This window comes from Limosilactobacillus urinaemulieris (assembly GCF_014838745.1).
Lineage (GTDB): Bacteria > Bacillota > Bacilli > Lactobacillales > Lactobacillaceae > Limosilactobacillus > Limosilactobacillus urinaemulieris.
The window spans coordinates 56104-74598 of record NZ_JABUXR010000002.1; the positions used below are offsets into that span (position 1 = coordinate 56104).

The following is an 18495-nucleotide window of genomic DNA, read 5'->3' on the forward strand; positions in this document are numbered from 1 at the left end:
GATTAATGGACTGCTTTAATTACTTATTTTCAGCTGTTAACGATGCAACCTGTAGACCAAGTTTATTCATTGCTTGATTGACTCCACTTGGTTGCTGAGTAGCATTATCGGTTTTGACCTGATCTTTAATATATTGCTGATGCTCTTCAGCGGTTGCATCTACCCATGAACCGTTTACCAGCTTAGCTGGTTCTTTCTTACCTGACGGATCTTCAAAGGTCTCGTTAGCTTTTAATGTATAATCATCCGCAACAACGTTGCTTCCCTTGAAAAAGATAGTTGTTGTATCTGCATAATAAATTGCCTTCATTATTTATCCCTCCTTTAATTGCTAAAGTACATTGTGTGAAGTGTGTAATCCCAGCTACCATGATCAAAAGGAGTTGTAGCGGTAGAATTTACGTTTATCGTATTAGCCGCCGCTCCTTGCATAACGTAATAAGTGTTTACTAGTGATTCGTGCAGCTGGCTAGACTCTGGTTGAATAAAGTCTGGTAACGTGAACCACTCTCCACCATGAAAATTATCGCTAGTCAAAGTTGAGTGAATAATAATTTCAACCAACTTTTGCCCTGTGGGAAGCTTCCAATAACGATACCCGCTATCATGCGATAGAGTAAAGCCGTTGTGCATCACGATCCCATCTTTACTCCAATTGTGAAACTCACCTTTACTTCCACCCTCCGCAATTGCTTGTTTAGCCATTGTTTCAAGGTATGAAAAATTGTTATTAAGATCTTCAATCCCGTTCATATCACGATTAGGAATTGTGATTAAGCCTGCCATTTAAATTCCTCCATTCATTTCATTTGCTAGTATCTTGCCAATTTTAAGTGAAGTTGCTGCTGTAGGGTGGACCCCTGTAAAACTATCGCCCAATGCCCAAAAGGAGTTGTCTTTTGTGATTACTGGTTGTTTACGCCAGTCGTGATAGTCAATCCTGTTTTCTTGACAGATTGCAATAATAGCATCGTTTAACTGGTCTTGTGTAAGTCCGCATTGATTAGGCGTATCAAGCGTTGTGCCCCTTCCTTTTCTTAAGTCAAGTGTCGGACACATCACAAAGATCCTTATATCCGAATTTGCTTGCCGAACATTTGAAATCCCCGATCTTAACTGAGACCGCACTTCATCAACAGAGCTTCCAAACATCCAGTCATTAACTCCATAGTTTATTAAGAGCAATGAGCACTCAGACCAATCCAGTTTAGTAGTCATTAATGAAAAGTCCTGAAACGTTGTCCCGGTACTTGCTTGATTGTTGACGTACCAGCCGTTTATCTTGCCGATAACTTCCGGTATTCGACGATAGTCTGCGACTCTCTTTGTTCCGTCCCAGCCCGCAAAAATGGAATCGCCTAATGCCATCATTTTAATCACTACTATCACCTGCTTTATAGTAAAGACTTTTGTATCTTTCCGCCAAAACACATGTCCCATCGGTTTGTCGCTTCATCATTTGTTGATCGGATATGCGATTAAAGGTACTTGTTATCTCAACCGTACTTTGATTGTTTGCAGTTTCAATTACCCTTGCCGGAACAGTTACCTTATCACCGCCACCAAGTCCAATTGGCTCACTGCCTAACGGTACCGACCCTAATGAATATTCTTGATAAATCAGTGTTATCTCATTCCCCGTTTTTAGTGCTTCCGGAATAATAACTCGAATTCCCCGAGTTTTAACCGTCAGACTTGCCCTTTGACTCTCACGGAAGCCATTAAAGGACGCCACTGACAGGTTATAAGTGGTGTTAGGAGTTAATCCCGTTACTTGATACTGCTTATTACTTACCGTAGCGATAAGTTGATCGCCATTTCTGATTCGATATTGCATTCATCATCAGTCCCAACTCAAATCAAGTGAATTTGGTGTTACGTTAGTTGCCGCTAAGTTGGTCACGTTAACCAACGCTTCATAAACCGTCAAACTAATCACGTTAGAAACCTTTTCACCAATCTTTGCGGTGATCGTAGCTGTCCCCGGAGCAATTGCTTTGACGTTTCCCGCACCATCAATCGTTGCCACTTGTGGGTTTGATGAGGTCAATACTGCTGCACCGTCAGTTTCATTAGCTGGCGTAATTGTAACGGTAACCTTAGCGGTTCCACCAACTTCAAGTGCTGTCTTATCAATTGCTAAGGTAATACTTTGAACCGGAATAGCACTTGTCTTGACCGTGATCACGTTAGACTTAGCGCTTTCTCGTAAGCCGTTGTAGGAACTAACAGCGAAGCGGTAAGTTGAATTGGCTGTTAAACCAGTAACAGTGTATTCTTTCTTATCGGTCACTTCAGCAATTTTCTTCAGATCGCCGTCAGTTCCGACACCTTGATAGATATAATATTTCATTAACTAATCCCTCCATAGTAATCGTTGCGTGTGTTCATCAATGTAGACAGATCGTAAGTCCGTCGGACTGGTTAGCTTTGAGAAGTAACCCGTGTTCGGTGACAGGTAGCTACTGCCTTGTCCGTTCGTTGCCTTAGCTTTTTCATCGTCAACAAAGCCAAGATCAACTTTAATCGTGCGATTCTCGTCTCCTAGATACCAAGCCCCATGATTATAATTGGGTGAAGCTTTTAAGTAAAAGTTACGAGGAATTTTAACTTGAATGGTGTCCTGATCCTTATATTCCGCTCTTGCAGGAATGTATTTGACATTGACCTCACCTAAGCCGTGAGAAGCACTGCCTAAACCATTAGTTTCGGTTCCGATCGCATCCTCGTAGTAAAAGACCCGTGGAATTGGATAATTGCCTTGATTATGCTTAATCTCAATAGTGTAGCCGTACAGGAAGTCTTCCAGGCTGTCCGCACTCAATAAAGATGAGTTCCGTTCCGCAACTAAGCCCATGTCAGTATTAATGCTAATAACGTTCTGATCATCCGGCATTTCGTCCTTGTGTTTGACTCGGATATTCCAGTAAGCCCCGTGACCATCGTCGTAGTTATCCCAACCATGCGTAATTGCAAGGTCACCGTCCATTAATGCCGTGTACTTCTGCATTGCATTAACAGTGGCGAAGTTGAATGGCCGGTCGTGGAATTGGGCTTGTTTGAGAATTTCCTGAATCTGCTTCGCCATCGTTAGCAGCGAAGAATACTTCGTCATCAATCCCTCTTTAGGATCATCAACCGCATTAAGAGCATCTTGTAAGGATTGCTTATACTTAGCTAACCATTCCAAGAAATTGTTGCTTAGTATCATCGCCAAGCCTATCTAACTCCTTTGAAATGGTTGTTTGCTTAGTTTGCAAATCAGCCAGAATCTTTTCAAATTCTTGTTCTCGTTCAATGCCTTCTTGACGGAGCCTCTCTTTAGCGTTAGTCAACGCAATATCCAGCTCACTAATATAGAAGTCACAAGCTCGTCCCATTTGAGCAACGCCGCCCAGAACCCGGAACCAAATATTAACTCCCGTTAAATGTGTATGACCGCCATCATCAGAATCATCAAGTAAACCAATAAAGCCCTTGAAAATTCCTTCTTTAGGAAACATCTGCTCAGGAAAACGATATAGTGCTTGACCATTGGCTTGACAATCCTTTGGATCGCCTGTTGATGAAACCGTTCCAGCGTCAGGTGCCATTTGCAGGTTCTTCTGATCATCAAATGAATAGTGACCAACATTCCCTTGAATAAAAGGCTTCATACCAGAAACATCTAATAGCTGTCCTTGGTAATACCAGACAATTTGCAGACCAAAGTTATTATCACCGACCCGCCCTTTAAAGTAAGGCGTTAGGTCAAACACTTCGGCCCCCTCTTTAGCAATATCAATCGCTATTCGGTAATGATGACCATTATTGTTATGTGTTACCTTAACTGGCAAAATTAATCCCTCCTTTTCTAACTAATTTCAGATGAAGTATCCGTATCACTAATATCAATAATGCTGGTTTCCCCGTCATTATCAGTAACAGAGATTCCAGCATCATTGATTAATTCAGTTCGGATATCATCTTTGTTCAAATCATTAAATTGCCCGTTCAGCGAATTAACCTCACTATTAAGATTATTCAACGCTTGTTCAATTAACCTAAAGTTCTCAACTAAATCATCATAAAATTCTCGACTAAGCGTAATTGGCAAATCAGTCGTATGTAACTTAATCCGCTCCTGCATTCTCTTCATCTCCCAACAAATAATTCCAATCTTTCCAAGCATCATCCTGACCATTTCTTAATAAAGTAACTGGACTTTTACTATCGACGATTTCTAATTGTTGTCTAGCATAACAATGGTTATCATTAACGATTACTTTGGTAATTAATATCCCTAGTTTCCCCTGATTAATTTTAATTCGAGAATTATCTAAAAATACTTTTTCATAAAAAACACCATCTGAATAATCAGCTGGTGTCTTCAATAAAGTATTCTTATCTATACGAATTCTGGGAACAATCTTAGCTCCTATTAATTTCAATATACGTTCACCATCGTCTCGGTTAAACATAAATGATCCATCAGGCCCTAATTTAGGAATTTTATTAATACCGTCTGGAGATGCTACCAAAAATTTACCACCCTGAACGGAAGTAGTTGAATAGTCAAAGCCCACAAACGCACCAGAACTAACTTGATAATCTTTATTGGGATTAGTCTCTACTGACTCATTTGCGTCAATTATCTGAATTAATTTACCGCTAACGTCAACATCTTTCCCTAGCCCATTTAGGGAATTAATACTTAACAAATCCATCTTTTGATTTAATTGATCATTATCAGCCTTTACAGTCCATTTATAAATAGTATTTCTCTCAAATTCAGCAGAATTAATATTCTTAAATTCAGTAGCCGGAGCATATAGTCCAACATTCCATCGATTCATCTTCCAGTTTCGATAAAATGGGCGAAAAATCTCTTCTATATTTTTGTTGTTCTTTACTTTCAGAAAATAATAAGCATTATTTGATAATCCAAGTTTATGAGCATTCTGGATAGACCACTGAATCTGATTTTCAACATCATCTTGGTATTCGTGGTAGCCATGAACAATTAATCCAGCATTTTTAGCACCTATAATAAATTTAGCTGCCCGCTCATCCTGAACATTCCCCACACCAAGACGAATAATTACTGATTTAATCCCTTCAGACTTTAATTTACTGAAATCTGTGGTTAAACATTGTTCAGAAATATCAATCACGTTGGGTGTCAGCATATTGTTTAGCCTCACTTTCAGTCCAAGTTTCTTGACCACTTTGTGTTTCCATATTAGAAGTTATTATCTTACGAACACTATCTTGAATAGCTGAAACATTATTGAGTTGGGCATTATCGTAATCAAGAATATTTTTACCATTAGAATTCAGCGTTTCAGTTGACTGACTGATTTCACTATATGGATACCATTGATAACCAACAACGGCCACAGTAGTTACAAAATGCTTGGGTTTAACTTCAACTCTGATTAATTCGCCAGGAATTGGCTTCTGATTACCTTGTAAAGTTGCGTCAATCTCTAAATCGGGGTTGAGATTAAGCTGAGTATCTGCATACCTCTTCATATCATCCTTGTTTTGAATAGTATCAGAAGTAATATCATCCGCACCAAATTGTCCCCATCGGTTAACACTTTCCTGATTTTGATACCAGAATGGTGCAAAATAATACATTTCTTTGCTATCAGTTGTTGTATTGTCAACGTCATTATCATCCCCAGCTGACCCAACTACTGCCGCCATTTGATCATTACGTTCCCACCACGATGGCGGATAGTAACTAATTGGGGTAACCTTGCACGATTCTCCAGGCTGTGGTTCATATTCCATCGTGGTTGAATTTAAAGCAAGAGTTACATGGTAGCTTGCTCCATGAGAACCATAGAATCCCATATCACCAGTTTGTGGCGAAGCAACATCGCTTCCACAACTCTCAAGTGACACCGTATACGCTGGTACATTAATACCAAAATCCTTATATACTTGTGAAACGAAACTAGAACAATCCATTCCACTAAATGGATTTCCACCTCGTGAACCACCTGCACCACCCCATACATATGGAACACCAACATATTTCTTGGCATCATCAATTACTGCTTGAGCACCTTTACCAGCATTTCCATTGGGTAAACCGGTATCGACTGTAGTATCCTGCTCATACGTAGCGCCAACTAGGCGGGCACAATTACTCATATTTGTAGAATCATAAGATAACGTTATCTCTGCTGTATCGTGCAAATAATCAATCCGATTACCATAATTTTTATAAAACTCATCATGCGAATAAACACGGATATTTAAGTTGTCTGGGTAAATTACGCAATCTGGCCATGCTTCTCTGATTCGGTCTAAGAGATCTTTTCCACTACCGCTAGCATATGGATCGTCTACATTAACTGAGTTAAATTCTCCAATTACTTGATACGTCACGCCCCAGCTGTTGTTTTTAAAAATACAATCTAGGATATTCTGTGGTGTCACCTGCTCAGTCTGATCATCACTACTATCTGAAGTAACCTGTAAATCAGTTTGATTGGAATTGCTATTATCTTCTGAATAATGTGAATTGTCTCCCCAATCAACTGAATCCTTATTACTGTAATGCCTTATACGCGAAATTTCATTTGAAACATGTGATAAGCTCACATCCACTGTCGCAATCCCACCTGAATAGTCTGGTTGAATCTGTTTAATTACAAACCATTGATCAGCAATTTTTACCATATTTTGAACTTCTAGCAGATTAAAGGCTTCTGAGCCATCATCATAAGCAGTAAATTGCGCTTGATACGTATTATTTACTTCCCATTGGATATAAATTGAATCTGATAATGCAGACTGGAGAACTGCTATATTATCATTTCCAGGGTTTACTGGAGGATAAAAGTACCCATCCTTAATCTCCAAAATAACCAAGGGAGTTGTAAGTGAACTCATATCAAATAGATAAATGGAAAACTAAATGTAATATCTATTGAGTTAGCTCCAGTACACTCAATATCATTCCACTCAGGATCTAAACTAATATAACCGAAATCGGTCTTACCGTTAACTTGTTCACCATCAAGATAAGTGGTTAATAGTTGACCATCCCAAATAATCACATGCTTACCATCACTGCTTTCGTTATAGGTCCAAGTAGTATTAGTAGTTTTATTGTGAATCTTCAATGAATTTCCATTAAACTTAATGATTATCTTTAAATCATGATTTTGAAAATAAGGATCAACTTTAATATCACTGGCGTTATAAACCTTAAAATTATTAGTTGTAAATTTATAACTCACTGAATCAGAGTGACTAGGCAAATTCATCCCAAATTGCCACCCCGATTGTTGAAACGTATAAGGGGAATCTGAACGATATAGTGAATAACGATACGGCTTAGGCAGATCAAAAGGAATTGTTAAATTAGCATAATTAGCTCCTGATTGAATTGGCGTAATATCAAATGGGTTAACATAGCCAAAATAAACTTTGGCATTATTCACGTCAGTTCGTACTCTAATCAATTCTCTTCGTCCAAACAATTTATATATTTCATGTTTAGCTAATTGGTAATCTTCCCAATTCCTGGAAGCCAATATGAATCGTTCGTTAAACGTGCGCTTAGCGAATGTTTGACCCACAAAAAAAGACCCATCCTTTCCAGATAGATCTTGATAATTATTAGTGAATTGCGGTGATGAACTAGCATCATCAACTCCCAAGTATGTTATACCTGGAACCTTATCAGTAATGTCGAATTCATCACTATCACCAATTTTCATTTTAAAAAATGGTTCCATGACTAGCTCATCCCCTAACTAAATGATCTCATTGCAGCGTCACGCGCTTGCTTTTTATAAAATTGCTTAGTATCAAAACTTCCTTGAGATTTTATTGCTAAGACTTGGTCATTACTTAATCCTAACAATTGTTCAAACTTCCCTAATAACTGATCAAACTTAGCATTAAGTTCTTGTAATTCCCTGTGATCTTCAGAATTATCAACTTGATTACTACGAGTTGGCTCTTCAGCATGGAAACGAGCGACAATCTCGCCCAGTAGTTGATAAGCTCTGGATCGTTTCGACATATCCAATGGGACAATCATTTCAGGACGATTATACTCACCAGCTTCGTATAATCCATGCTTATTAATAAGACCACCATTTTCAAAAGAATTAAGTCGTCTTGACCCTTGTGGACCTGAGTGTAACCATTCCATTTTGCGGTGACCCCAGATAGTTGTCCAACCAATCGAATTTTGCCAGTCCGAGTTATTAAAGAATGCCAATAACTCATCTAGCGGGTTCATTCGATTGTGGTGTCCCGGCATTGCATAAGCATTGAAAGTACCAGGAGTGTATTGCAATATACCTCCAGCTTCATTACCACCAGAGTTCATATCATGGATCTGCTGCATAACTGATCTGTTCCCAGATTCGTTAATAATAACCTGCATCAAGTCATGAATAAAGGCATCGCTAGGATGCACATGCATCATTGCAGCTGCACGCCGAATTAATCCTTCGGACGCTGCCCCACCATTGGGTCCTTGAAATTCATCTAGCATCTTTTTAATCCAGTTTTTAGCTTGCTGAGCAATGAACACTGGAACATGCTGAACTAAATCATTAGCAAATTTAATTGGTGTTGAAACTTTGACAAATTTTTTGAAAACTGATTCTAAAAATTCTACTGGGTGATCCATGAATTTATCAATATTATCCATGAAACTTTCCACATCATCTTTCAGATCGCCAAAGAAATTACCGACAGCATCTAAAGTACCCGTTGCATAGTGTGGGATTTTGCCCATCATCCGCATCAAAGTGTAGCTCCGTTCGCCATCAAGTACCGACGTACCTTTTGGCAACGGAACAACCATGTTACGCACCGCTGGGAACATGCCTACCGCACCGTTTGGCAAACGGTAAAGTTCACGATAATGGCCCGTCTTGCCATCGTTCACCTTAGCAAATCCACCAGGATGAGCACCTTGCGTACCAGTGGCATAACTAGGCATTGGCACTTGCCAGGAACCGCCAATCTTGGAAGCCCCTAACTTATCAAGCACCCAGTTAATCCCTTTTTGCAGGTCAGCCAGCATATCGTTAAATGGTTTAATTACACCACGGACTAAATCAACAAAATGGGTATGAATGGCTTGCTTAGCATTGGCGACCGTATCACCAATACTACTCATCTTGTCCTGCCAAGTTTTAACCATATCGCCCAGCCGTCCGCCGGTCATATCGTTTAACTTCTTATACATATCACGGAACAGACGTTGATGAAATTTATTCATATCATTAGCTGTTCGTTGGGTGTCGTCGAATAAACGATCCCAGTGACCACTAGTCAGATCTTTCCAAGTCTTAGTTTGATCTTCAATAACTTTATAACCAGCTTTGAATGTCCGCTTATGCTTTTGAAACATTCTCTGCGCCGCCTTGGTTGTCTGCCGATTCATCCAGTCCCAAGTCTTAGCGACATCTTTAGAACTGCGGTTTCCCCAACGGGCAACGTAGTTCCAGCCATTACGAGCATCCCGACTGGCCCGATTCCACATATTCTTGGAAGTTCGTTGAACATTTCTGCTCATCGTGTTCCAAGTTTTCCGGGCGTCTTTAAGGCCCCGTTGATTTTCACGGATTTGGTTCCGCCAAGCCGTCTTGGTCGTTTTGGTAATTCTCTTCCACATTCGAGAAGACGTTTTTTGGATGTTTTTCGATGAACTGCTAAAGAAGTGGCCGACCTTTTTCAGGCCGGTTTTAGCAACTTTACCAAGTCCATTAACAAAGCTCCGGAATTTCTTATTGTGCTTATACAGCAAGGCAATTCCACCCGCAATTGGGTTTACCAAGAATAATGCAATTTGTTTCCAATCACTCTTGAACCAGTTAACAACCGCCTTAAATCCTTTGACGATGGTTTTACCAGCCTTAACCGCCAGCTTCCCCATTTCACTACACATCTTCCTGAAGGTCTTACTATGGGTATACAACAGGGTAATTGCTACCACAACCGCCTCAATTGCAATAACCCACGGGTTGAAGCCAGCAGTTGCAAACTTCACGGCCAAGCCCAGAGCTTTAAAACTTTTAATAATCAATGGCAGCTTAGCAAATCCCTTAACAATATCTACCGCCATTAAGGTATCTTGCATTGTTTTAAAAGCAACACCAACACCTATAATTGTAGCACCAAATGTTTTTACCACTGACTGGTGCTTAGCGATAAAACCAATGAACTTAGCAGCTTGCACAGCTGCATTTGCCATTAACTTAGCCAGCATTTGCAGGCCATGCTGAGTATCTTTATTCTGCAAAGCATTGCTAAGTTCATTCAATCCAGTAGCTGAAACTTTTAATAGTGGCTTAGCAAGTTTGGCCTGTGTAGTGGTCCATTCCTGGCGTAACCGGTGCATAGATCCACCGGCAGACTGGTCAAATGCTTTAGCGTTCTTGCTGTAGTCCTTAGAAGCCTTGGCTAGGATGTCATTAAATTGGTCAGTAGTCATTTTGCCGGACGATATTAAGTCCTTAAAGGCTTGTTGTGACATTCCTGACGCCTTTGACATGGCAGCAGTTAATCCTGGTGCCTGTTTTTCTAGCCGACCCAAGGAAGCACTAGTAACTTTACCTGAACTCTCGATTCGCGACAAGCCACCAGCGAAGGCATTTGCCTGTTGATCAGATAGCTTCAATTGATCTGCCAAACTGGCGACCCCTTTGGTTAACGTTGTTGTTTGGCTAACTGAATGAGTCATCCCATAGAATCGGGTTTGCAAACCGTTAACAGCCTGCGCAGACAGATTAGTGTTCGTCTTCAATTCAGTTACTTGAGCAGAGAGTTCTTTAATGCCATTATCAGATACCCCAATATTCTTCCAGCGAGCTTCCAATGCGGCACCAGCTTTGGCAGCTTCCATCCCATTAGTAATAATGCTGTGAAACTGACTGGTAATAAAAGAAAAGCCTTGTTGAATCCAGCCGCCCATCAGATTAGCTTTCAGGGCACTGCCAAAATTAAGGGTCGTTTGACGGGCCTTTTCTTCGGCCTTATCAACATTTAGGATCTGATTGCGGAAAAACTTCCATTTAACTCCCTTAGGTGGTTCAAGGGCGATTTTAAGTTCTTCTGCACGATTTCTAGTATTAGCAATTGTTTCGCCAGTCCGATTCAACTGTGTTTCTTGCTTCTTGTAAGCCTCACTTGTTTTACCGGATTGACGCTCAATTTCATTAAGGAGCTTCTTTTGCGTAGCCTGCTGCTTTTCTAAGGATTTAAGTGAATCTGTTAATCCCGATAATTCATGTTGATTGGCTTCCCTGCTTTTTCCTTCTGCTCGTAACCTATCAACGTATGCTCGTGAGGCTTCCGAGGTAAGGCGGTACTGCCGTTGCATTTCAGCTAGCCCAGAAGTGTAATAGCTAGAATTACCCTTGGCCTTATTTAATTGTGATTCATAACCAGCCAGCTGTTTATTAGCCTGACTGATTTGCTTTTCCAAGTTTAGCCACTGGCTTCTCTGCTTACTATTCTCCTGGTTTAAGCCTTCTTGTTGCGAACGCAATTCAGCAATCTTGGCCCGCTGAATATCCATCACTTGGCTAAGACCACTAATTCGAGCCTTAACTGCTTCTGAATACTGCCCCGAGCTTTTTAAGACCTGTTCTTGGGCCCGCCAGCCGCTCGCTACTGCACTAACAGCATTGCGAAAGTCCCGCATGGAGGTAATGGCCGAAATCGTATCGACGGAAATCCGGGTAGCCATTTCATTTTGAACTTTCAAACTGTTACACCTCCTTTCCAGCAAAATAAAAAGCCAGCTATTACAGCTGACTCAAACGGTCGTTAATCATTTTTTGTAATTGTAGAAGTTGTTCCCGATTGGCAACGTCCCGAGTAAACTTCCGGGCGTAACTACCATACTGATAGTTACGCTGCTTATTAGGGTGCTCTTGTTGCCACTTCTTAGAAGCTCTCAACTGTGCCAGAGAAGTCTTCACAATTAGGCATCCCCTTCTAATTCTTCAGCCGGTGTTTTCCGTCCTTCAAGATGGTAAAGTCGTTCATCAATGGAATCAATCATTTTTTGGTAACTTTTATCAAGCAGGCCACCTTGTTTTATGGAACCCGGATATAGATAGTGCTCAATTAAATCTACCGTGTTACCTCGATCAACAAACAAAGTTAAGTGGGAATTAAAAGTGTAAGTGACTTCTTTCCCCTGGGCTTTTTGACCAGCTAAAGCGCCAAGAAATCCTGTACCGAAGCCACCAATCATATTACCAATAATGGCTCCCAAAATTGGGTGCCCCTTATTAATCGTACTCTCTTCCTTAGACCACATATGGTCCATAATTTCTGAATAACTTATCAATTGCGAATCAGCAATCGGACTCTCTTTAATAAACAGCCGCTTTTTTTCATCATCAAAATACATATCAAAAAAAGGAATGTTATCGCTTTGCTTATACTCTTTGTAGAGTGCTTTGGCTTCACGCTTATCCATAGTCACCCCCCCCAACAGCTTAATTATATAACTTATTAAGCTATTAAGGAAGCCCTTACGTAATTACTAGCCACCAAACATTTGATTCATCTTCTTGAACCCTTCCGCAGCATTGATTGGCCGTTCTTCTCGAGCTTTGGCACTTTGAATTTTCAGTAACTCAAAATAATCCTGCTTATCTAACTCTGATGGTAAAATTCCTGATTCAAGCATTAATCGTTGGCGAAAGTAGTTTCGATCTTCTAACTCTTGTTGATAATCATTTATTGCTCTTCTGAGCTGGCCGACTGTTCTTTTGGGGCTGCTTTCTTAGTCTCCTTTTCATAAGCAGATTCTGGCACGCCTTTGATTCGATTACATACATAGCTTAGATATTCACCAAGAATAGTAAAGTCCGCATGATCCTTAACAATTGTAATTTGCTTATCAGATAAATTCAAAACATCTTGCAAGAATTCTAATGACTTCTTAGTAAATTGACGTTCTTTTGTTAACATCGTTAATGATTGCTTAACAGAATCTTCTTCATCACTATTCTTTTCTGATTCGTCCATATCGACATTTAATGAGAGCATCGCAATCATCATTTCATCAGCCTTATCAACGTTGGTTAAATTAGTGTGAACGTTGACGGGCTTTTTTAAACCAATTTTCGTTGTATTCAATTTAACAACCATAAAGTTTCCCCCCCTCATAGCCGCCCTTACGTATTGTGTATTTCAATTGGCGACTGGTATTTTATTTATGCGGTTGGCTTATTAACATTCGACTGATTAGTATTAGTAAAACTATCTGTACCAGTGGCTTGAATATAGGAAGCCATCGGGTTATCACCCTTGTACCCACCGAACACTTCTGCCAGCATAACGTCATAACCCTTCCAGGACTTAGAGTCCCCAGTGTTATACATCTTGTAGGACTGCTGTGACCCATCTACATTCAGAAAGACGTTATTGGGAATTGGCGCCATTGCTTGGTACGTAAAGGCTGCATTACTATCCGTTTCATTCTTATTGGAAGTTCCATGGTTACGAGTTGGAATAATCATTTCACCGTTAGCAAAGCCCTCAAAGAACCAATTACCGTCAAAATCATGAGTGGCTAGTAAAATCGCAACATGGGGTTTCTTGCTACCTAGTACACGGCCACCATTAACAACACCATAACCAACCATCTTACTAGCATCTTCATATGGAATATCTAACATTGTTAAGGCTAACTGAGGTGTTGGAACCCCATGATTAATCCGCTTAACTTTGTTATTCGCATATTGTTGCTGACCAGCTTCTTCAAGTGCTGTGACATTGGCGGTGGTAGCACCATCACCGTCACCATCCCAAAGAGCAATCCCAGCTGGTCCTAATCCACCCTTATCAGGGTCAGTAATTAAAATACCTTTATCATCAGTAATTCCACCCATGACAAAGTCAATCCCTTTAACAGACATACCTGCCATTATTTTTCACGCTCCTTTATTACTAAATCCTTGGCAAAATAAAAGACCTTATCCACTTGCTGAGTGTCGGGGTCCGTTGAATGGTTTCTTGAATTTTCAATTGTCCAGCCGTCTTTAACAAACAACCGTGCAATTTTCATCTCTTCATCTAATGTTGAAAGGCCAGAATTTAATTTATAGAAGATATGAACTTCTACACCAATCGTCCAGCCTTTAAAAGTTTGGTTCGCATAATAGGTTGGCTCATTTAACCATTCACTGATAATACATATTGTTTCACTGGCTTTGACTCCAGCCCCTTTAGGAACCTTTTCTTTAAAATAACGATTAATCCAGGGAAAATCATTTCCCATCAATTCTCTTGCTTGGGTAACTGGTAGTTTCATCATTTACCACCACCCATTGCATCATAAACTTTCTTTTCGGCTGCAAATACCGCATCTGCGGATTTACGTCGTGCGTTATCTACAAAGTGAGTTGCTGGCATTTTAATTGTGCCATCATTAAGGAAACGAGCAACATAAGCTTTTTTTCCAAAACCAACCGTTGCGTTTCCGTTCTCCTCACCATTAATATCCGTATCTTGGCTCATGACATTATCCTGCAAGTGACCGTACTTAACGTCTTTATGGTTTGTTCTTGGCGTTGCTTCCCGTAGATGATCTTCTAAAACCTTGGCACCTGCTTTTGTCATCGCCTTTTGGGTTTCTTGATCTGGTACTACCAGTTTCTCAGCACGGTTAACAAATTGATCTAGTTGTAAACCAAAGTCATCCATTCTAATCATCACCTTTCGTAACATCTTTCAATGTAATCAGATCATAACGCTGTAACGAATGGCTATCATCGCGACTAATAGTAATAATACGGTAAGTCGCATCATCATTACCGTCAATCTGCGCCAACATTGACTTATCGACCTTATATTGTGAACGGACTGCAACCACAATCGTGTCTTCCAGTTTTGTTCCTAATAACGAATACTGTTGGCTTTGTGAACGCTGATAAAAGGCACAGTGCAGGCACCTTTTGGATACAAACTTGGTCGTAGAGCCATCAATGGTATCCGTATCGATCTGCTCTGTCACTCCAAAATCAATTAGATGATTGAGCCGGCTGATCGCTAGTTTCATCATTATCACCTACTTCTAAATCGTACCGCCCACGTAACTGACCGATAATACTGTTCACAGTCAAATTGATAGGAAATGTTTGTATATCGGATAATGCTAACCGATATTGATAATAAGTCGCTGCTAATGCCTTAACAGCACTTTCAAATAGTGGTCTTATATTTGCCTTCTCATAGAAATCTTGGTTATCGCCAACAGCATTCTTAATGAACTGATCAGCGGCTGCAATATACCCTTTTAAGAGGCCATCATCCGCTGACCCGTCCAGGTACAGTAATCCTTTGATTTCGTTCAGCATCTTGTCATCTGAATCAGCCAAGCAGTTCACCCACTTTCAATTAAGCAGTTTTACCACTATTTTCTGGAGTAGTTGCTGGTTGATTAGCAACAGTCTTAAATGAGCCAGCAGCCCAAGCACCATCATCAATCACTTCTACATCAAAACGATCAATACAACGAATCTTTGTCGTATTATGTTCAAATGCTCCTGCACCGACGTTAGTAGTAAATAATGACATATGTTCACGGTCGTATAAAGTAATACCTTGTTTTAAATCACCGTAGTAGAGCGGATGAGCACCAGAAATATCAGGTAACCACTTGTCAGCAACTACCGTGATTTGCTTTCCATCAAGCAAATAAACATCCTTTTGAGTTACATCACGTTGTAACATATAGCGACCTTCAGCATCCTTAACTTTTGAAAGAACATTGTACCCAGATTGGTTAGTAACAAAGGATGAAGTCTGCATAATAGCTGGATCTAATGTATTGTTTTCTAAGTCCTTAATATCATCAAATTTAGAAATTGTTGGCTTCTTAGCAGGCTTGCCCATTGCGGCGATAATTGCCACGTTACGAGTAACAGCTACTTTTTTAGCAATCCAGTTAGAAAGCCAAGCTAAAATATTTTCAGCGGAATCTTTTAATAAGTTGTTAGTAACCGTATTAATACCACCATATTCGTCAATAGCATATTTAATTAAACGAAGCTTCGGATCATCACCTGCACCGATTTCAGCTCCTTCACTATCGATCTTAGCCATTGGTGTCATGTCACTAAGTACTTCATATACCCGAGATCCAGACGTTGTAGAAACTGATTCAACGTTAACCAGGTTTTGCAAAGTAGCAAATTGACGAACCAAGGTGTGAATAGCGGTCTGAACATCAGTCGGAATTGTCAGGCCACCATTACCAGCAATATCGGTTTCTGTTGATGAAGTAACTGCGTTAAAACGTCCACGAATCATATTCTTAAAGTTATTGACAAAGTCCTTCTTCATATCCTTTTCCTTATCGGTCAAAGGCTTTTTATCCTTATCTTTCATCTTTGCCACTTCTACAGCTCGTGCTTCGTTTAGTTGCTCCTTAATTGCATCACGCTGTGACTTCAATTGGTCACGCTTTTCTTTTAATTCATTGAACTTTTCTGTAGAGAAGTCGTCATTTAAAACGGCCGCATTCAGCTTGCTATCTAGATCTGACACTTCTTGACCCTTGGCAATCCAAGCATCATTTAATTCATTAATTCCCATTTTGGTCATCATCCTTTCCAAATAAAATCGCCAACTTCTGGTCTCTCAAACTAGGAGTTGGCTTTTGCTTATTATTTTTAGTTTCCGGCTTAAGTGCGTTCTTAGTAACATCTTTCCGGTTTAATAAAGTCAACAATTTGTTAACAGCTGCTTTAGGAACAATCGTTGAAGTAGTATTAACTACTTGAGGAGTTTTTTCATCAACGAACAAGATCTTATCCGCAAATCCCTTATCCACTGCATCCTGTGCAGTCATCCAGGTTGACTTAGCCATCATCTGTAGAATGTCATCTCGCTTCATACCCGTCTTCAGTTCATAAGCATTAACAATCGATTGATCAGTGGCATCCATCATGTCGGCTGCTTTAGATAAATCATCAGTGTTTCCTTGAGTAATGGTCCACGCCTTATGAATCATTATTTGGGCTGTCGGCGATATATTAACTTCATCTCCAGCCATTGCAACAATACTTGCGGAACTAGCAGCTAATCCCTCAATATTGACAGTTACTTTTCCTTGATAACCTTTTATAAGTTGGTGTAAATTTCCGAAGCTGCTGAAACATCACCACCATTGGAAGCAATATCAACTTCCAATGCGTCACCATCTGCCGAATCAATTAAGTTATTAACTTTAGCTGGCGAAGTTGATGGAATATCAAAGAAATCATAAAAAGCTGCAGAAGCATCATCGACAATATCACCTTTAATTGGAATCTTCATCATTATTAACACCCCCCTTCGTTGCATCATTACTAGGTACTACTTGCACCGCTTGAACCTGTGCTTGCGATTGTTCTTTTTCTGGTAAGTCCTCTGGTAAATAACCAGCTTGTTGTAATAACCAGGTTGCTTGATTAGAGGCGATTGTACCATTCTTCTGCAAGTTAGAAATATTAGTGACATAGGCATCACCAGTCGGATCAATCACGGGCCGTAAGTCCATTTTGATTTGACCAGCTAACTTATTATTCAGTTCAGCAATCACCGAGTTAGTAAACCGTGATAATGACTGCAAATAATTAGCGTTCATCATGTCAATTGATGATTGCTGATCTCCTTGACCATTAATCACACTGTCGCTAACCCCGTAAACCTTAGCAATCTGAGCACCAGTCCAACTAGCCTGATTCAATAATTGAGCCACATTTCCTTGAATTTCTAGCGGTTCATACTTTTCCAAATCATCTAAAACAATTGGTCCGTTGTCCGAATTGTTCATTTGCTTCATGAACTCTTTCGAACGTTGAGCTTTCATTTTTCCGTTTAATAAGCCACCCTTGGTAACTGATAAAATACCAGGCGCCATAATGGAGCGCCCCAGTGCAGCTAGTGTAAGTCGATTAGAACTATCCCGAATTGCTAATTCATCAGCTAGTGATGCTAACGGGCTAATTCCTGTTTTACCGCCGTTCTGAGAAAGCAATCGAATGTGAATCATATTGCTTTGCGGAATGGCTTGAACAACACCGACTTCTGGTTCATCAAAAGTTACGTTATAAACCAATCCGGAACCGTCTTCTAACAAAAAAGGCGTAACTTGTGACGGTCGCAAATACTCCCATTGAGTATCAGTCCCATTATCATTACGCCATCGATATGCATAGGTCTCACCGCCTAATAATAATTGTGCAAACATGGATTGCCAGAATGCATGAACATTAGAAGTCAATGTTGGATTGTCCAGGATACCTTGCGTTCGTGATGATTCGGCCACAAATTTGGCATCTGCCATATCAGCAGATAGTTGATAGATTAATGAATAAATATCCGAATTTTGTAACGCTGTCCTGGCATCGACATATTTACTATTATTATCCGGATCTAAAAAATGCAGAATATAGCTATCATCTGCAATTGCAAGTCCTGGACTTGATTTTGGCATCTTAAATACAGGCATTACTTTTACCT

General features: G+C 40.1%; 23 protein-coding genes and 1 pseudogene. All 24 read right to left on the reverse strand.

Features of this window, described 5'->3' with window-relative positions:
* Window positions 1-19: 19 nt before the first annotated feature.
* The 24 genes and pseudogenes from HUK45_RS01190 to HUK45_RS01305 all read right to left on the reverse strand — a co-directional run bounded on the left by HUK45_RS01190 (window position 20) and on the right by HUK45_RS01305 (window position 18484).
* Window positions 20-310 carry a hypothetical protein gene (locus HUK45_RS01190; protein WP_191910720.1) on the reverse strand — a complete coding sequence of 97 codons (291 nt, stop codon included), beginning with the start codon at window positions 308-310 and terminating at the stop codon, window positions 20-22.
* Window positions 311-324: 14 nt separating this feature from the next.
* A complete protein-coding gene (locus tag HUK45_RS01195; protein ID WP_191910721.1) occupies window positions 325-786 on the reverse strand; it encodes a hypothetical protein in 462 nt (153 codons plus the stop codon).
* Window positions 787-1371, reverse strand: coding sequence for an SGNH/GDSL hydrolase family protein (locus HUK45_RS01200; protein WP_235971921.1), 585 nt, complete (start codon window positions 1369-1371; stop codon window positions 787-789). It abuts the gene before it with no gap.
* A 1-nt stretch (window position 1372) separates the two neighbouring features.
* Window positions 1373-1837, reverse strand: a complete 465-nt coding sequence (locus HUK45_RS01205; RefSeq protein ID WP_191910723.1) for a fibronectin type III domain-containing protein — start codon at window positions 1835-1837, stop codon at window positions 1373-1375.
* Between the two features lie 6 nt (window positions 1838-1843).
* Complete coding sequence (locus HUK45_RS01210; protein WP_191910724.1) at window positions 1844-2353, reverse strand: Ig-like domain-containing protein; 510 nt, start codon at window positions 2351-2353, stop codon at window positions 1844-1846.
* A gap of 3 nt (window positions 2354-2356) precedes the next feature.
* Window positions 2357-3211, reverse strand: a complete 855-nt coding sequence (locus HUK45_RS01215; protein ID WP_235971923.1) for a hypothetical protein — start codon at window positions 3209-3211, stop codon at window positions 2357-2359.
* Window positions 3174-3836 carry a hypothetical protein gene (locus tag HUK45_RS01220; protein ID WP_191910726.1) on the reverse strand — a complete coding sequence of 221 codons (663 nt, stop codon included), beginning with the start codon at window positions 3834-3836 and terminating at the stop codon, window positions 3174-3176. Before HUK45_RS01220 ends, HUK45_RS01215 begins: the two co-directional genes overlap by 38 nt.
* A 17-nt stretch (window positions 3837-3853) precedes the next feature.
* Entirely contained in the window at window positions 3854-4129 is a 276-nt protein-coding gene (locus HUK45_RS01225; RefSeq protein WP_191910727.1) for a hypothetical protein, read from the reverse strand.
* On the reverse strand, window positions 4113-5168 hold the full coding sequence (locus HUK45_RS01230; protein WP_191910728.1) for a GH25 family lysozyme: 1056 nt from the start codon (window positions 5166-5168) through the stop codon (window positions 4113-4115). The genes HUK45_RS01225 and HUK45_RS01230 overlap by 17 nt, the downstream gene beginning before the upstream one ends.
* Window positions 5146-6888 carry a phage tail protein gene (locus HUK45_RS01235; RefSeq protein ID WP_191910729.1) on the reverse strand — a complete coding sequence of 581 codons (1743 nt, stop codon included), beginning with the start codon at window positions 6886-6888 and terminating at the stop codon, window positions 5146-5148. Before HUK45_RS01235 ends, HUK45_RS01230 begins: the two co-directional genes overlap by 23 nt.
* Window positions 6885-7739 carry a phage tail domain-containing protein gene (locus HUK45_RS01240; RefSeq protein ID WP_191910730.1) on the reverse strand — a complete coding sequence of 285 codons (855 nt, stop codon included), beginning with the start codon at window positions 7737-7739 and terminating at the stop codon, window positions 6885-6887. The genes HUK45_RS01235 and HUK45_RS01240 overlap by 4 nt, the downstream gene beginning before the upstream one ends.
* Before the next feature lie 14 nt (window positions 7740-7753).
* Window positions 7754-11734 carry a tape measure protein gene (locus HUK45_RS01245; protein ID WP_191910731.1) on the reverse strand — a complete coding sequence of 1327 codons (3981 nt, stop codon included), beginning with the start codon at window positions 11732-11734 and terminating at the stop codon, window positions 7754-7756.
* Window positions 11735-11774: 40 nt separating this feature from the next.
* The gene (locus tag HUK45_RS01250; RefSeq protein ID WP_191910732.1) at window positions 11775-11951 is read right to left on the reverse strand and encodes a hypothetical protein; all 177 of its coding nucleotides are present in this window, start codon (window positions 11949-11951) and stop codon (window positions 11775-11777) included.
* 2 nt (window positions 11952-11953) lie between these two features.
* On the reverse strand, window positions 11954-12457 hold the full coding sequence (locus HUK45_RS01255) for a hypothetical protein (RefSeq protein ID WP_191910733.1): 504 nt from the start codon (window positions 12455-12457) through the stop codon (window positions 11954-11956).
* 66 nt (window positions 12458-12523) lie between these two features.
* Window positions 12524-12670 carry a hypothetical protein gene (locus HUK45_RS01260; RefSeq protein WP_191910734.1) on the reverse strand — a complete coding sequence of 49 codons (147 nt, stop codon included), beginning with the start codon at window positions 12668-12670 and terminating at the stop codon, window positions 12524-12526.
* Window positions 12671-12720: 50 nt separating this feature from the next.
* Window positions 12721-13134: a phage tail tube assembly chaperone gene (locus HUK45_RS01265; protein ID WP_191910735.1), complete on the reverse strand. Its 414-nt coding sequence runs from the start codon at window positions 13132-13134 to the stop codon at window positions 12721-12723.
* Between the two features lie 65 nt (window positions 13135-13199).
* Window positions 13200-13913: a phage tail protein gene (locus HUK45_RS01270; protein ID WP_191910736.1), complete on the reverse strand. Its 714-nt coding sequence runs from the start codon at window positions 13911-13913 to the stop codon at window positions 13200-13202.
* Window positions 13913-14302 carry a DUF806 family protein gene (locus HUK45_RS01275; RefSeq protein WP_235971911.1) on the reverse strand — a complete coding sequence of 130 codons (390 nt, stop codon included), beginning with the start codon at window positions 14300-14302 and terminating at the stop codon, window positions 13913-13915. The genes HUK45_RS01270 and HUK45_RS01275 overlap by 1 nt, the downstream gene beginning before the upstream one ends.
* The gene (locus HUK45_RS01280; protein WP_235971924.1) at window positions 14299-14700 is read right to left on the reverse strand and encodes an HK97-gp10 family putative phage morphogenesis protein; all 402 of its coding nucleotides are present in this window, start codon (window positions 14698-14700) and stop codon (window positions 14299-14301) included. The genes HUK45_RS01275 and HUK45_RS01280 overlap by 4 nt, the downstream gene beginning before the upstream one ends.
* The gene (locus tag HUK45_RS01285; protein ID WP_235971913.1) at window positions 14693-15049 is read right to left on the reverse strand and encodes a phage head closure protein; all 357 of its coding nucleotides are present in this window, start codon (window positions 15047-15049) and stop codon (window positions 14693-14695) included. The genes HUK45_RS01280 and HUK45_RS01285 overlap by 8 nt, the downstream gene beginning before the upstream one ends.
* Entirely contained in the window at window positions 15009-15365 is a 357-nt protein-coding gene (locus HUK45_RS01290) for a head-tail connector protein (RefSeq protein ID WP_191910737.1), read from the reverse strand. The genes HUK45_RS01285 and HUK45_RS01290 overlap by 41 nt, the downstream gene beginning before the upstream one ends.
* A 19-nt stretch (window positions 15366-15384) precedes the next feature.
* Complete coding sequence (locus HUK45_RS01295) at window positions 15385-16584, reverse strand: phage major capsid protein (protein WP_191910738.1); 1200 nt, start codon at window positions 16582-16584, stop codon at window positions 15385-15387.
* A pseudogene (locus HUK45_RS01300) lies at window positions 16574-17310 on the reverse strand (head maturation protease, ClpP-related). The gene HUK45_RS01295 and the pseudogene HUK45_RS01300 overlap by 11 nt, the downstream one beginning before the upstream one ends.
* Window positions 17291-18484, reverse strand: a complete 1194-nt coding sequence (locus HUK45_RS01305; RefSeq protein ID WP_191910739.1) for a phage portal protein — start codon at window positions 18482-18484, stop codon at window positions 17291-17293. Before HUK45_RS01305 ends, HUK45_RS01300 begins: the two are co-directional and overlap by 20 nt.
* Window positions 18485-18495: the final 11 nt, after the last annotated feature.